The organism is Erythrobacter sp. 'gip.4 top 5', assembly GCF_056495765.1.
The window spans coordinates 109,234-122,919 of sequence record NZ_CP200271.1; the positions used below are offsets into that span (position 1 = coordinate 109,234).

General features: G+C 65.0%; 12 protein-coding genes and 2 pseudogenes. 7 read left to right on the top strand and 7 right to left on the bottom strand.

From position 1 onward, the window contains the following. The first annotated feature begins 37 nt into the window (after positions 1-37). Complete coding sequence (locus tag ACRANW_RS15655) at positions 38-733, top strand: cell wall hydrolase (RefSeq protein ID WP_479434036.1); 696 nt, start codon at positions 38-40, stop codon at positions 731-733. On the opposite strand, the gene ACRANW_RS15660 is transcribed toward ACRANW_RS15655, so the two are convergent. The 6 genes from ACRANW_RS15660 to ACRANW_RS15685 are packed head-to-tail and all read right to left on the bottom strand — an operon-like array spanning position 730 to position 7,240. Next, complete coding sequence (locus ACRANW_RS15660) at positions 730-1,539, bottom strand: type II secretion system minor pseudopilin (protein WP_479434037.1); 810 nt, start codon at positions 1,537-1,539, stop codon at positions 730-732. The two genes, ACRANW_RS15655 and ACRANW_RS15660, sit on opposite strands and share 4 nt — an antisense overlap. Before the next feature lie 53 nt (positions 1,540-1,592). Beyond that, complete coding sequence (gspD, locus tag ACRANW_RS15665) at positions 1,593-3,707, bottom strand: type II secretion system secretin GspD (protein WP_479434038.1); 2,115 nt, start codon at positions 3,705-3,707, stop codon at positions 1,593-1,595. Beyond that, positions 3,704-4,264 (bottom strand): hypothetical protein, encoded by a 561-nt coding sequence (locus tag ACRANW_RS15670; RefSeq protein WP_479434039.1) that lies wholly within the window; start codon positions 4,262-4,264, stop codon positions 3,704-3,706. The genes gspD and ACRANW_RS15670 overlap by 4 nt, the downstream gene beginning before the upstream one ends. Further along, positions 4,236-4,790, bottom strand: a complete 555-nt coding sequence (gene gspM, locus ACRANW_RS15675; protein ID WP_479434040.1) for a type II secretion system protein GspM — start codon at positions 4,788-4,790, stop codon at positions 4,236-4,238. The genes ACRANW_RS15670 and gspM overlap by 29 nt, the downstream gene beginning before the upstream one ends. Continuing rightward, entirely contained in the window at positions 4,787-5,848 is a 1,062-nt protein-coding gene (locus tag ACRANW_RS15680) for a hypothetical protein (protein ID WP_479434041.1), read from the bottom strand. The genes gspM and ACRANW_RS15680 overlap by 4 nt, the downstream gene beginning before the upstream one ends. Before the next feature lie 33 nt (positions 5,849-5,881). Beyond that, positions 5,882-7,240, bottom strand: a complete 1,359-nt coding sequence (locus ACRANW_RS15685; protein WP_479434042.1) for a hypothetical protein — start codon at positions 7,238-7,240, stop codon at positions 5,882-5,884. Between the two features lie 135 nt (positions 7,241-7,375). Between ACRANW_RS15685 and ACRANW_RS15690 the strand changes: the two are divergent. From ACRANW_RS15690 to ACRANW_RS15705, 4 genes and pseudogenes are all read left to right on the top strand, one after another. Further along, positions 7,376-7,516, top strand: a pseudogene (locus ACRANW_RS15690) (hypothetical protein); the annotation flags it as partial. A 52-nt stretch (positions 7,517-7,568) separates the two neighbouring features. Further along, positions 7,569-8,018, top strand: a pseudogene (locus ACRANW_RS15695) (FAD-dependent protein); the annotation flags it as partial. 100 nt (positions 8,019-8,118) lie between these two features. Next, positions 8,119-9,966, top strand: coding sequence for a DUF885 domain-containing protein (locus ACRANW_RS15700; protein WP_479434043.1), 1,848 nt, complete (start codon positions 8,119-8,121; stop codon positions 9,964-9,966). Positions 9,967-10,013: 47 nt separating this feature from the next. Then, complete coding sequence (locus tag ACRANW_RS15705) at positions 10,014-11,675, top strand: formate--tetrahydrofolate ligase (RefSeq protein WP_479434160.1); 1,662 nt, start codon at positions 10,014-10,016, stop codon at positions 11,673-11,675. A gap of 239 nt (positions 11,676-11,914) precedes the next feature. Here ACRANW_RS15705 and ACRANW_RS15710 read toward each other — a convergent pair whose 3' ends face one another. Next, a complete protein-coding gene (locus tag ACRANW_RS15710) occupies positions 11,915-12,493 on the bottom strand; it encodes a TetR/AcrR family transcriptional regulator (RefSeq protein ID WP_479434044.1) in 579 nt (192 codons plus the stop codon). A gap of 136 nt (positions 12,494-12,629) precedes the next feature. On the opposite strand from ACRANW_RS15710, the gene ACRANW_RS15715 reads away from it, so the two are divergent. Both ACRANW_RS15715 and ACRANW_RS15720 read left to right on the top strand, forming a co-directional pair. Next, a complete protein-coding gene (locus ACRANW_RS15715) occupies positions 12,630-12,758 on the top strand; it encodes a hypothetical protein (RefSeq protein WP_479434045.1) in 129 nt (42 codons plus the stop codon). Positions 12,759-12,828: 70 nt separating this feature from the next. Next, on the top strand, positions 12,829-13,683 hold the full coding sequence (locus ACRANW_RS15720; RefSeq protein WP_479434161.1) for an SDR family oxidoreductase: 855 nt from the start codon (positions 12,829-12,831) through the stop codon (positions 13,681-13,683). Positions 13,684-13,686 lie beyond the last annotated feature (3 nt).

Below are 13,686 nucleotides of genomic sequence, written 5' to 3' on the forward strand. Positions count from 1 at the left end.
GTTCAGGTTTTGATGGAATTGGGGGAACTCACATCGGATGCCTGCTGCGCTGTACCGCCTGATCTGCGCTGTCGCAGTCGCGGCCGGTATCGCCGCGCCCGGTGCCGCATTGGCACGGGCACCGGCACCGGCACCTTGGGACAATGCGCCGCGATACTTTCCCCCGTCGCTGATCGGCGAAAGCGGCGAAGCGGCGGCGGAATGCCTCGCGCTGGCGATTGCCTACGAAGCCGGGTTGGAACCGCCTGCCGGGCAGGAAGCGGTGGCGCAGGTGATCCTCAACCGGGTGCGCGACCCGGCCTATCCTGACACCGCTTGCGGGGTGGTGCGGCAGGGCTCGCACAGACGCACCGGTTGCCAGTTCACCTTCACCTGCGATGGTTCCTTGCGCCGTGCGCGCAGTGTCAGCGCGATGGCCGCGTCGCGGGTGGTGGCGGCGCGGGTCCTTGCAGGCGAGAGCGCCGATCACGTGCGCGGGGCGACCCATTATCACGCCGATTATGTCTCGCCCTATTGGGCACCCAGCTTGACGCGGGTGCGCCAGATTGCCGCGCATATCTTCTATCGTCCGCGCGGGGCCGCCGTTCGCAGCGATGGTTTTCCGATCATCGTGGCGTTAGCGGCAGAGCGTCCTGCGGCGATCACCTCGTCGCCCGCCGCCGCGTCGGATCCGGCGATCCGCAACGGCGCCTTTGCCCCATGGGGCCTAACGGTAAGCAACGGCCCTCGCTAATCGCGTGACCGCACGACATAGGGGCGCGCCTGGTTGCCGGTCAGTTCGATAACGACATTGCGCCTTGCGGCCGATCCGCTGGTGTTGCGCGCTCGCACGATGATCCTGAGCGGACGGCCCGTCACCCCGTCATCGATCCGGCCGGTGTCTTCCGGAGCCAAACCGCCTTCGCGCACGGCCACGCCATCGACAGCCTCTTCGAACACCCGCTCGGTCATGACCCGCCGTGCCAAAGGGCTCGCACGGTCCTGAGCAAAGCGCCCGCTATCGATCGCAAACACGGTAACGAACGGGTCCATCCGGGCTGCCAGCCCCGGTCCGATCCCCGGGATCGCCGCCAATTCGCCATTGCTGCGTAGCGGCCCATCGCGCGGAAGGACGCTGTCTTCTGCATAGTCGTCACGCTCCCCGCCGCGCAGCCGCGGATCACGGTCACTGTCGCGCCAATCAAGCAGCGCATCGCGCGCCGCTTCGAGTTCCGCCCCCTGCAACCCGAATTCGGCCAGCAGCGCTTCGACCTGTTCTTCGCCAATCAGGTTGATCGGCACTTTGGCCAGTTCGTCCTCGATGCGGATTTCCAGCGTGGCGCCGGCGAATTCAATTTCGCGCAGCCGCCCATCGGGCTGCCACCGCCGCGCAGGGTTCGCCTGCGCCAGCCCCTGCACCGCCAGCACAATCCCAGCATCGGCCGCAGCGCTCAGCCGCGCACGGTCCAGTTCGGCGCGGGCCGATCTGGTCGATCCGCGCGTCGCCTCGATCATCGTCAGCGCCAGCAGTGCCAGCACCGCCAGGCTCGCCACCGCCACCACCAGGGCAAAGCCGTTCCTGCGCCCACCGCTATTCTGGCGCGCGGGTGCGGTCAGGGAATTTCGCCGGTGGTCGAAAAGGGTTCGAGCGAGCGGATCTTGTTACGCAGTTCCTCGGTCACGGCCCGCGCATCGTCGACAGTGCGGATCACCCTTGGTTTGAGCAGCACGACAAGTTCGACCTTGTCGGTCGCTTCGACCTGCTGGCCGAACAATGCGCCGATGATCGGGATCTGCGACAGGAAGGGGATGCCCTGTTTGTCGCGGGTTTGGACGTTGCGGATCAGCCCGCCCAGCGCCATCACCTCCCCATCCTGCACCGCCACGCTGGTGCTGATCCGGCGGGTCGCGATGGTGGGCGAATTTATCCCCGAACCCGCCGCGCGCGCCGACTGCACATCGCTGACCTCCTGCGAAATATCGAGCAGCACCAACCCGCTGCTGTTCACGCGCGGGGTTATGCGCAGGATCACGCCGGTATCGCGATATTCGACCGCGTTGATGATCGGTGCATTGGCGATCGTCGAGGTCGAATTCTGAGTCAGCACCGGCACCTGATCGCCCACTTGCAGCGTCGCCGTCTGGTTGTTGATCACCACCAGCTTGGGCGCGGAGACGACATTGACCTTGGTCTTGCCTTCGAGCGCATTGAGCACCCCGGTCAGGCTGCCGGCATTGCCGAACAGGAACGAAAAGCCGGGCACATTGCGGATCAATCCGGTGCCGGTGGCGGAATCGGTGAGCACCGCGCTCTCGTTGCCTTCCACGAAGCTCCATTGCAGGCCGTAGCGCAGATCGTCGGTCAGGCTGACTTCGGTGATCGCGGCTTCGATCAGCACTTGCAGCGGCGGCACATCAAGCTTGCGCAGCGCGTCTTCGACCACCGCATATTCGCGCGGGGTGCCGAACACGAGGATCGCGTTGTTGGTATCGTCGCTGGTGATCTGCATCGCCGAGCTTGCGCGGAACGCGGAGCCTGTACTGCCGCTGTCATCGGCCGAACTATCGCCGAAACGGGCCGGGCCTGCCTGCCCTGCTCCAGCGGCGGTACCAAAGCTGTTCGTGCCCGCGCGGCTTTGTCCGAGCCCGTCGGCCGCGCCTTCGCCTTGCCCCCGTCCGGTCTGGATGGCCCCATCAGCCGCGCCCGAATCGGCGAAGGCAGCCTGTTGCTGCTCTACCTGTTCCTCGTCGCTGCCGCCGCGCCCGAATGCCCGGTTCAGCGTACGCGCCAGATCGCGCGAACGCGAGTTCTGCACGCGGTACACGAACAGGCGCGGCTCGTTGTTCTGGCCCTGACGGTCGAGGATTTCGATCCAGCGGTTCACATCATCGAGATATTGCCGCTGGCGGCTGATCGCGAGGATGCCGTTCAGCTTCTCCATCGCAATGATCCGCACCAGATCGCGGGTCGGGGAATCGGGGGCGTTGATCAGCTTTTCCAGCTCGGGGACGATCACCCGCGCATCAGTGCGTTTGGGGATGATCAGTGCAAAGCTCATGTTGCGCAGCCAGTTGACGTCGAACTGCAGAAGCAGATCGCGCGCGCTGGCCCGCTGGCCCGATGTGCCGCGCAGCAACAGGATATTGCGGCTGGGATCGGAGACCGAGACCACATTGGGCAGGATCGGCGCGATCAGGGCGCGCATCTGATCGGCATTGACGAATTGCAGTTGCAGCAATTCGGTGCCGAAGCCCGGCGTATCCGGCCCGGCAATTCCGCTGCCGATGCCCTGTCCGATCGGCTCGATGCGCGCAGCGCCGCCATCCAGCACCAGCGCAAATCCGCCGATCGCAAAGGCATCCTCAAGGAACGGCAGCAGCGAATCCCGGCTGATCGGGCGCGCGGTGACCGCCGTGACCAGGCCGGACACGCCGTCGCCGATGGTGAATTCCATCCCGAGCAGATCGCCCAGCACCGCTTGGGCCACGACCCGCACATCGGCTTCGGGGAAATTCAGCGCGATGTCTCCGCCGCGCACCAGCACCGGGGCGGGCTGCGCCACAATCGGTGCGCGCGGCTCGCCTTCGATAATCACAGCGTCGACGGTTTCATCCTGCCGCGCAGGATCATCGGGCACGGTCTGGGCGAAAGCGGCTGCGCTCCACAGCAGCGCCGCGCTGGCGGACAACACGTGCGCCACGCGGCGCAGAGGAAGATGGCTTGTCATTGTTCGTCAGCCTGATTGGGTCGATACCCGCCATCATAGCCCTGCGGGTCATATGATGGCGGGGCATAGCCGGGATAGGGATAATTATCGGTTGCTCCGAGACCGAGCGTGATTGTCTCGCCCGCGCGCCGGAACTGCACTTCGTCATTGCCGATGCCGATCAAGCGCCAGCCTTGCCACGATTGACCGGGGCGCAGGGTGACGCTTTTGCCGTCCGGGGTCTGCAACACCAGTCGCGGCGCACCGCGCACCCGCACGATCCCCGCTGGCACCGCACCGTCGAGCGGCCCCAAAGACATGCCTGCCGCGTCAGACCCGGCGCTGGCAAGGCGGGTCGGCCGGAACATCGCCCGGCGCGCCAGCACCGGATCGGCAACCACAAGCGCAACCTGCGGCGTGGTTTGGCGCGAAGCCATCGACGGCACATCAGGCACCGCAGGGCGATCGCGCGGCAGCAGGAACTGCACGCACAACATCACCGCCAACAGCACCGCAAGCAGCGCCGCCAGCACCGTGCCTTCGGCGCGCTCAGGCCGGGGAATGCGATGCGGTGACATCAAACCGAATATCCAGATTGCGGGACGAAGGGGCGGAAAGCTCGGCGCCGAGCGCGCCGGGGGCCGAAACGGACAGCGAGCGCAGCACCAGCAGCGGCTCGGCATTCTGAAGGCGTTCGAGCAGGCGCGGCAGTTGCGCCTCAGCCAACCGCGCCTCGATCTTGAGCGCGACGCGGCCTGCTTCAGACTCTTGATCCTGCAAGGCGCGCACCTCGCCGCCCGCCTCGCCAATCAGGGCCGAAACCCGGTCTTTCAGCCGTTCGGATGCGGCTTCCGGGGTCGGGGCGATCAGATGGAACCGCGCCATATCGGCGCTCTGCGCTTCGGCCTGACGGCGCAGCAGAGCGACATTGTCGATCAGCCGCTGATTGCTGGCCTGCACCAGCGCCAACCGTTCGCGCTCCTGCGCGCGGGCTTCGAACCCGGCGAAGATCGGGGCGACGATGGCAAGCCATACCAGCGTGATCAGTGCGATCAGAATGAGGATCGCCACCAGCCGGCGTTCGCGGTCGGACAGGCTGGTCATGGCGCGCTGTCCGTCTGATCGGCGGCATCAGCGATCGCGGCGCTGATATCGAACGGCTGCCCGCCGCCGCCTTCGGCGGTCGGATCGGACACGCTGGTCTGAAGCGAGGCAAACAGCCCGGTGCGGCGCAGCGCAGACTGGATATCGCTGCCGGGGGCCATGTATCCGGTAAGGCGCAAGCTTTCGGGCGTCCAGGCATAGCGCTGCACCCAGGCGCCTTCGGGGAGCGCGCGGCTGGCCACTGCCAACAGCGCAAGTGGATCATGCGCGCTGCGTTCGGCGATCATCATCTTTCGCAACGCGGTCTCACGCCCGATCCGTGCTGCAATCGCGCGCGCGGCGGTGCTGGTGGCCTGCTGTTCGGCCACCTCTTCGGCGAAGGCGTCGGTCGCGGCGACATCGCGCCAGATCATCAACCCGACATTGGCGATGAACAGCGCCGCTACAAGCCCCCACCAGAACGGGCGCGTGTCGCGGCGCGGGGTGATCCGGCCGCTGGCGACGAGAGCGGGCAGCAGGTCCAGCGTGATCGCAGCATCGTCCGGGTTTTGCCAGGTCAGGTTAAGCGGTTCGATCCCGGCGGCGCGCGCTGTCTCCATCAGCGCAGCCGCACGCGCCAGCGGCATTCCTGCGACCAGTGTGGGAATCTTCGTCTGTCCCGCCGCATCCGCATCGGGCAGCGCGCGCGCCGCCGCAATCGCGGTGCCAGGCGGGAATGGCAGCAGCCGGTCGAGATCCAGCGCCACGATTCGCGCCAGATCACGGCTCGCAAGGCGCGGCAGCAGCGGGCGCGCCGTCATCACTGCGCTGGCGGGGAGGACAACATGCATCAGCCGCCGCCGCGCGCCTTCCGCCGCCGGCTCAAGCACCGCGCCATCGAGAGTCAACGTCCCCGCTGCATCAAATTCGGCCACCGGGCCGCTCAGCGATTGCGGGCGCGCATGCCAGCGTTCGGGCATCATCCGCGCCAACTCGTCGGTCCACCAGTCCCAGCCGCTGCGCAGGGCCGGGCCAAGGCCTGCCATGTCCATATCGAGAATGGTGCCGGTGCGGATCATGCCGCGTCCCCCGAACAGGTGGCGGTGCCCGGATCAAGTGTGCAGGCGGCATTGACGGTCGGCGCGGGACGGATGATCAGATCGGGCCATTGCCGCCGATCGCCTGCGTTGAAGCTCACCCGGATGCGCACCAGTTCGGGCGGTGCGCCGCGTTCGATCCAGCGGTCGCGCCAATCGCGCCGGGCTGGTTTCGGGCGGACCGCTGAAGATGTCGGCGACGTAGATTTTCGTCGCGCGCGCCGGAGCGCGGCGGGTGCCGGCCATCAGATGCGCGACAGCGGTCCCGTGAAGGCGTGGCTGGGCGGTCTTGCCGTTGAACGCGCGCTGGGTCAGCGTGACGTGCCGGAAGAAATCGAGCCCGGTCGCAACCCCTGTATCGATCAGGCCGATGTCGCACCCGCAAGCCGTGCGTTCGGGCAGGCTCGCGCCGCGCCGGCGGCTGGTCTGCACCGCCGAACTGTCGAACAGGTGGTTGTAGCCGATGATGTCGGGATCGACGAGCGCGTCGAGCGCGTCGAGCGCGGCCTCGTCGGTGATTTCAGCCGGGCCGCGCAGCAGCAACAGCGTCCCTTCGACCGCGTCCAGCTTCACGCTGTCGATCACCGCGAAGCCGCCCGCGCTTATCTCTGCCAGATCCTCGGCAGTGAGATCGAGCGCGACGAACTCGCCGCGGCGATAGCGGAATCCGTCGCCATCGGCGCCGATGCGGTCGCCTTCATCGAGCGCGGCGCGGTCGGCTTCGGTGTCACCGACGATGATTTCCCATTGCGTCGGCTCCTGATCGACCGCCTCGTCGGCATCGTCGATATCGCCGCGATCATCGGTGATGTCGTCATTGCCACCGTCGTCATCGTCGTCGCCGCCGCCGGAACTTCTGCTGTCGTCGTCATCGTCATCATCGTCGTTGCCGCCGCTGGCCGCGCCGTCATCATCGTCGTCGCCGCCGCCCGATGCCGCATCGTCGTCGTCATCACCGCTGCCGGCTCCGCCGTCGTCGTCGTCACCCCCGGCATCGTCGCCGCCAGCAGCGTCGTCCTCTCCCGCGTCGTCGTCCCCGCCCGCGTCGTCATCGCCGGCCCCGTCGTCGCCGCCTTCCGCTTCATCCTCCCCGCCGGCATCATCGCCGCCGAGATCGTCGTCGCCAGCATCGTTGTCGCCAGCATCGTCGTCGCCGGGATCGTCGCCGGGGTCCTGTTCGTCCGGGTCTTCGACATCGTCGTCATCGTCATCGCCGCCGTCATCGTCATCATCGTCGTCGTCATCATCATCATCATCGTCGTCATCTTCGTCGCCGGCCTCCTGCGCGGCGAGCGGGGCATGCTGCACGAAAGCCGCCGGGGCGAGCGCAACAGCCATCGCCAGGAGATACGCGATGATGACCCTGAACCGCATCGACATCCCCTGTTGAACCCGAAAGCAGCCGGACAAGCCCAACGTTGCCTATCACACTTTATACAACTGCATTTCCTTTTACGCGGACGTCCTGTCTAAGGGCGGAATATTTCCTCTCGCTGAACCGTTGGCCCCATGACCCGCCCGATCATCACGGACGACACGACCAGGCAGGCGCTGATCGCGCTGATCCCGCGCCTGCGCCGGTTCGCCCGGGTGCTCACCGGCAATCTTGCCGATGCCGACGATGTCGTGCAGGCGTGTCTGGAGAAAGCGATGCTCAATTTGGATCAATGGCAGCCCGGCACGCGGCTCGACAGCTGGGCGTTATGTCGCGGGCGGATCGAGCTACAAGGCTCCGGCGCAAAGGCTGGGCGATTTTCTTGCCGGACGTCCTTCCGAAGCGCTTGGCTCGGTCACGCCATCCTACAAGCCCGGCGTGCACATGACGGATCTGGCGCAATGCCTGCCCGACTACGCGGTGACCGCGATGCGCGAGGCGCTGCCCGTCTTTGGCCGGCAGATTCCGGGCTATGATCATCCCGATGTGGTGATGACCGGTGTGGAGACGCGCACCTCGTCACCGATCCGCTTCACCCGCGGCGATGATCTTCAAAGCCTGAACACCAGGGGGCTGTTTCCTGCCGGCGAAGGTGCAGGCTATGCCGGGGGCATCCTGTCGGCAGCGGTGGACGGGATCAGGATTGCCGAAGCGGTGGCATTGAGTATTGGCGGCGAACCAGCCCGTGCAGATTGCAACACCGCAGTGATCGCATAGATCGAACCAAAAATCCTTCACCCTCGACGCTTTGCCCGCTACGCCCGGCGGACCATGCCCTTCAGGGCCGATCGATCATCGGCCAGCGATAGGATTCCAGATGAAGCCCACGTTCTCTTGCACCCTCGCAACCGCCATCGCGGCGCTTACGCTGCCCAGCGCGGCTACGCTGGCGCAAGATAATGCTGGCCCTGTTGCCGCCCCGGTCGGAGATTCCGCGCAGGAAGACGCCCGCCTGACGGCATTCCTCGATGCGGAATTTGCCGAGTGGCTGAAGACCCAGCCGCAGCTTGCCACCCGGCTCGGGATGAAAGAGGGCGGCGATCGCTGGAACGACACCAGCGACGAGGCTGCCATCGCCGAACTCGAATGGCGGAAAGCCAGCGCGGCGCGGATGCTTGCGGGCTTCGACCGCGCCAGGCTCTCCCCCGAGGGCCAGGTCAATTTCGATATCTGGGCGCTGGAGGCCGAGCGCGCGGCGCTCGCCTATGCCAACCGCATCTACCGCCCGCCGTTCTATTCGCGGCTCTATTCGGCGCACAGCCAGCTACCCGATTTCCTCGTCAACACCCACTCGGTGGCCGACGTCACCGATCTCAGGAACTACATCGCCCGCCTGCGCGGCATGCCCGCGGTGCTCGGCCGCGCCATCCAGCGCACCGTCGTGAGCCAGGCCGCCGGCATCCACCCGCCGCGCTTCCAGATCGAAACGATCATCGAGGGCAGCCGCAAGCTGACCTCGGGCGCACCGTTCGGAGAGGGCGAGGACGCCGCGCTGTGGGCCGATGTGAAGGCCAAGACCGAAGCGCTGCTGGCAGAGGGAAAGCTCTCCCGCGCCGAGGCTGACGCGCTGCTGGAAGAAGCCCGCACCGCGATCATTGCGTTGCAGCCCGCCTATGGCCGCGTCATCCAATGGGCGGAAGCGAGCCTGCCCAATGCCCCAAGCGGCAAGGTCGGCGCGCTGACGCTGCCGGGCGGGGAGGCCTATTACGCCGCCGAATTGCAGCTCAACACGACCACCGATCTGACCGCGCAGGACATCCACACAATCGGCCGCGCCGAAGTCGCGCGGATCGAGGCGGAGCAGGATGGGTTGGCGCAAAACGCCGGCTTCAAGGATCGCAGCGCCTATTATGCCGAGCGTGCCCGGCTCTATCCGCCGCGCCCCTATGACGATGCCGCGCGCGAGGAATATCTTGCCACCGCCAACGCCTTCGTAGCCAAAACGCGCACTTTGCTGGCGCCCTATTTCGGCACTTTGCCGGCCTATGGCATCGAGGTGGTGCGCGAACCGGCCTTTTCGGAAGTGGCCGGCGGCGCAGCCCACGCTTCGTCTCCGAGCCCCGATGGTTCGCGGCCCGCGCGCACCTATGTCCACCTTGTCGGCAACACGCCCGATCCCGCAGCGCTTTACACGCTGATGTGCCATGAGGCGATTCCCGGCCACAACATGCAGGGCGATATCCAAGTGCGCCAGCAAGGCGGACCCAAGTTCCGTTCGGTCACCGGCTACGTGGCGTTCGGCGAAGGCTGGGGCCTTTATGCCGAAGCAATGTGCAAGGAAATGGGCGCCTTTCCCGACATCGCCGCCGATTTCATGCGGCTGGATGCAGAGCTGTTTCGCGCGGCGCGACTGGTAGTGGATACCGGCATCCATGCTCTCGGCTGGACCGAAGACGAAGCGGTGGAATACATGAACGTCACCGGCCGCCAGCCGCTTCAGCGGTCGCGGTCAGAAGTGCGCCGCTATATCACGCTGCCCGGACAGGCGACCGGCTACAAGATCGGCATGATCAGGATCATCGAGCAACGCCGCAAGGCCGAGGCGGCGCTGGGCGACAAATTCGACATCAAGGGCTTCCACGACCTGCTGATTGCATCGGGATCGCAGCCGTTGTCGATCCTCGAACGCCGCGTCGACGAATGGATCGCCCGCCTTTTGATGTGACGCCAGGCAAGCGCCCGCCCTGCCCTCGCCAAATGGTAGAGAACCATATGCTGTCCGACATCGAAATCTCGCGCGCCGCTGCGATCCGCCCGATCCTGGAAATTGCCGAGCGCGCCGGCATTCCTGCCGACGCGATCGAACCTTATGGGCGTCACAAGGCCAAGATCGACACCAACCGGCTCGATCCGGACCATGCAGCGGGCAAACTGATCCTCGTAACCGCGATCAACCCGACACCGGCAGGTGAAGGCAAGACCACCACCTCAGTCGGCCTCGCAGACGCGCTCGGCCGGATCGGCAAGCGGACAATGCTGTGCCTGCGCGAACCGTCGCTTGGTCCGTGCTTCGGGACCAAAGGCGGGGCTGCCGGGGGCGGCTATTCGCAAGTCGTGCCGATGGAAGACATCAATCTCCACTTCACGGGCGATTTTCACGCGATCACCAGCGCCCACAATTTGCTCGCTGCGATGATCGACAATCACATCTATTGGGGCAACGCGCTCGAAATCGACGTTCGTCGGATCGTTTGGCGACGCGTGCTGGACATGAACGATCGGGCGCTGCGGGACATCGTGCAGTCGCTCGGCGGCGCGGTGAACGGTTTTCCCCGGCAATCCGGATTTGAAATCACCGTCGCCTCGGAGGTGATGGCGATCCTGTGTCTTGCCGATGGGTTCGCGGATCTCGAGGCGCGGCTCAGCCGGATCGTGGTCGGCTACACGCGCGACAAGCGGGCCGTGACTGCGCGCGACCTCAATGCAGACGGCGCCATGGCGGTGCTGCTGGCGCAGGCCATCAAACCCAATCTTGTCCAGACGCTCGAGGGCAACCCCGCGCTTGTTCATGGCGGCCCCTTCGCCAATATCGCGCATGGCTGCAATTCGGTGATCGCGACGCGGACCGGGCTCAAGCTCGCCGACTATGTCGTGACCGAAGCCGGGTTCGGCGCGGATCTCGGCGCGGAGAAATTCTTCGACATCAAGTGCCGCCAGTCCGGGCTGCGCCCCGATGCCGTTGTCATCGTGGCGACCGTCCGGGCGCTCAAGATGAACGGAGGCGTCGCCAAAAGCGACCTTGCCCGCCCGGATGTCGAGGCGGTCCGTCGCGGTGCAATCAACCTCATCCGCCATATCGAGAATGTCCGCCAATTCGGAGTGCCGGCGGTGGTCGCGATCAACCGGTTCCACTCCGATGGCGATGATGAGTTGGCCGCAGTCTCGGAAATTGCCGAAGCGCACGGGACCGAGGCGATAATCTGCACGCATTGGTCCGATGGCGGCTCCGGGGCGGAGCAACTGGCCCGGCGCGTGGTCGCAATCGCCGATGCACCGTCGCAGTTTGCCTCGCTGTACGACGATGCCGTTCCGTTGTTCGAAAAGATCAACACGGTCGCAACCCGCATCTACCGCGCCGAGGCGGCGGTGGCCTCCCCGGAAGTGCACGCGCAACTCGCGCGGTGGGAGGATGCGGGGTACGGGCATCTCCCGGTATGCATTGCCAAGACGCAATACAGCTTTTCGACCGACCCTGCCGCGCTCGGCGCACCGACCGGACACGTCGTGTCCGTGCGCGACGTCCGGCTGGCGGCCGGAGCAGGCTTTGTCGTCGCAATCTGCGGTGAGATCATGACGATGCCCGGTCTGCCGCGGGTGCCGGCAGCCGAGTCGATCCGCGTTGACACCGATGGACGAATCCAGGGTCTGTTTTGAGGCACCCGTTCACCACATCGCATGCTGGTGAATGGAAGCTATGCTGCGTTCTCAGCTTAGAACTTGCCCGTCGGACATCGGGCCTCTGGTTCTCGTTGGGCATAAGCTAAGGAAGACTGTGCGAGGTCCGCTCCTGATGGAAGCTGACCCTCGCTACAAGACCATTAAGCGACAGCTTCGTCTCGTGGTCCGGGCCTACGGCTCGACATTAGCCGGGCGGCCGGGCAACCGCTCGTCATCTACGCACCGTCATCATCAGCCAGATCAATGATCTGCTCGAGCGTCTGCCCGAGCAACTTGCACACGACATCATGATTAGTCTTGAGCACTTCGATACCCAAAACGTCGCGCATGACTGCGACCCCGGCAAGAATGCTGACGACTAGCCCCGCCCGCTGATCGGACGAAGGTGCTCCCAACCATTCGGACAGCGGTTGTACAAATCGTTCCTCAAGTCCGGCACGCAACATACGCGCTGCATCATTATTGCCGGCCGAGCGGACCATCGCCAATGTCGCATCGAACTCTCTCTTCTCCTTGGTGAGAACATAGCTAGCGAGCTGGTATCCAAAGCCTTTTGTGCTGTCCGGCAAAAGTTCCTGTACAGAAAAGGTTGCTGGTACAGCCTCCGCGAACAGCTGCTCTTTCGTACCGAAGTAGCGATTTACCAGCGACGGATGAACGCCAACTGCGGCGGCTATTTCGCGCACGCCAGCGCCGTCGTACCCGACTTGGGTGAACGCCGCACGGGCGGCCACCAGGATGGCTTCGCGAGTGGCCGCGCCATCCTTTTTTCTGCACGTTATCTCGGTTCTCATGTCGTTCCGTCGATCATCCTGCATATTATGTAGACGACTGTTGACACGCAATCAAGCATCACGCATCTGAGCCATGTAGCCCGGTGTTTACATGAGTCGGACGCGAGGCGCGGCTGGCGGCGAAGGGAAAGATGATATGATCAACAGAACAGCATTGATGACGGGTCCGTCGTCCAGCATCGGGCAGGCAACCGCCCTCCGCTCGTTGTCAGACCGCGAATGGGACGCCGTGATTGCCCCGCAATTCGGGCTGCCCACCGCCTGAACAGATATCCGCTCAGATCGTGCCCCCGGCTACCGCCAACAACTACCCTAGGGGCATCAGGAGAAGAACGATGGTAAAGAATGCGCTCATAACCGGTGCCAACAGCGGGATCGGTCTTGCGGCCGCTCACGGGCTCGCAAATCAAGGGTACACAATTCACGCCGGTGTCCGCACCCCGCAAAACGCCGACAAGGTTCGCCAGCTTGGCTTTCGGCCTGTCATGATCGACGTCCGCGATGAGGCTTCGATGATCGAAGGGGTCGCCGATGTCGAAAGCCATTCGGGGGCCATCGATGTCCTGGTCAACAGTGCTGGCTACGGCATCACCGGACCCATGGAAGAACTCGAGATGGACGTCCTGCGCGAGCAGTTCGAGGTGAACGTCTTCGGGCTGCTTCGAATGAGCCAGCTTGTGTTGCCAGCGATGCGCCGCCGCCGCTCGGGTCGGATCATCCACATCGGCAGCGTTGGTGGTCTGATGACGACGCCGGGAGCAGGTGCCTACCATATGAGCAAATATGCCGTGGAAAGCCTGACCGACGCGATGCGAGCCGAGGTGCGCGGTTTCGGCGTCCACGTCGCCGTGGGCGAGCCGACCGGGGTCGACACGAACTTCGTTAACCGCCAGCTTAAAACCATGCCACCGGATGGCGGGGAGGCGGCCTATCGCGAGTTCAAAAAGGCGTGGATCAAGATGGCCACGGGGCTTCTCGAAGGGCGGGGATCCGCAACCGTTTCGGCCGAGAAAGTAGCTGACGCGATTGTCCATGCGGCAACCGCACGCAAGCCAAGAACGAGATACCCTGTAGGGACGGTGGCGCACCTCCTTCCGCGGTTCCGCAGGCTCGTTTCCGATCAAATATGGGACAGCGCCATGCTGAGCCAGATCAAAGTCGTCCCGGGCGAAGCGCCAAAGACAAACTGATCG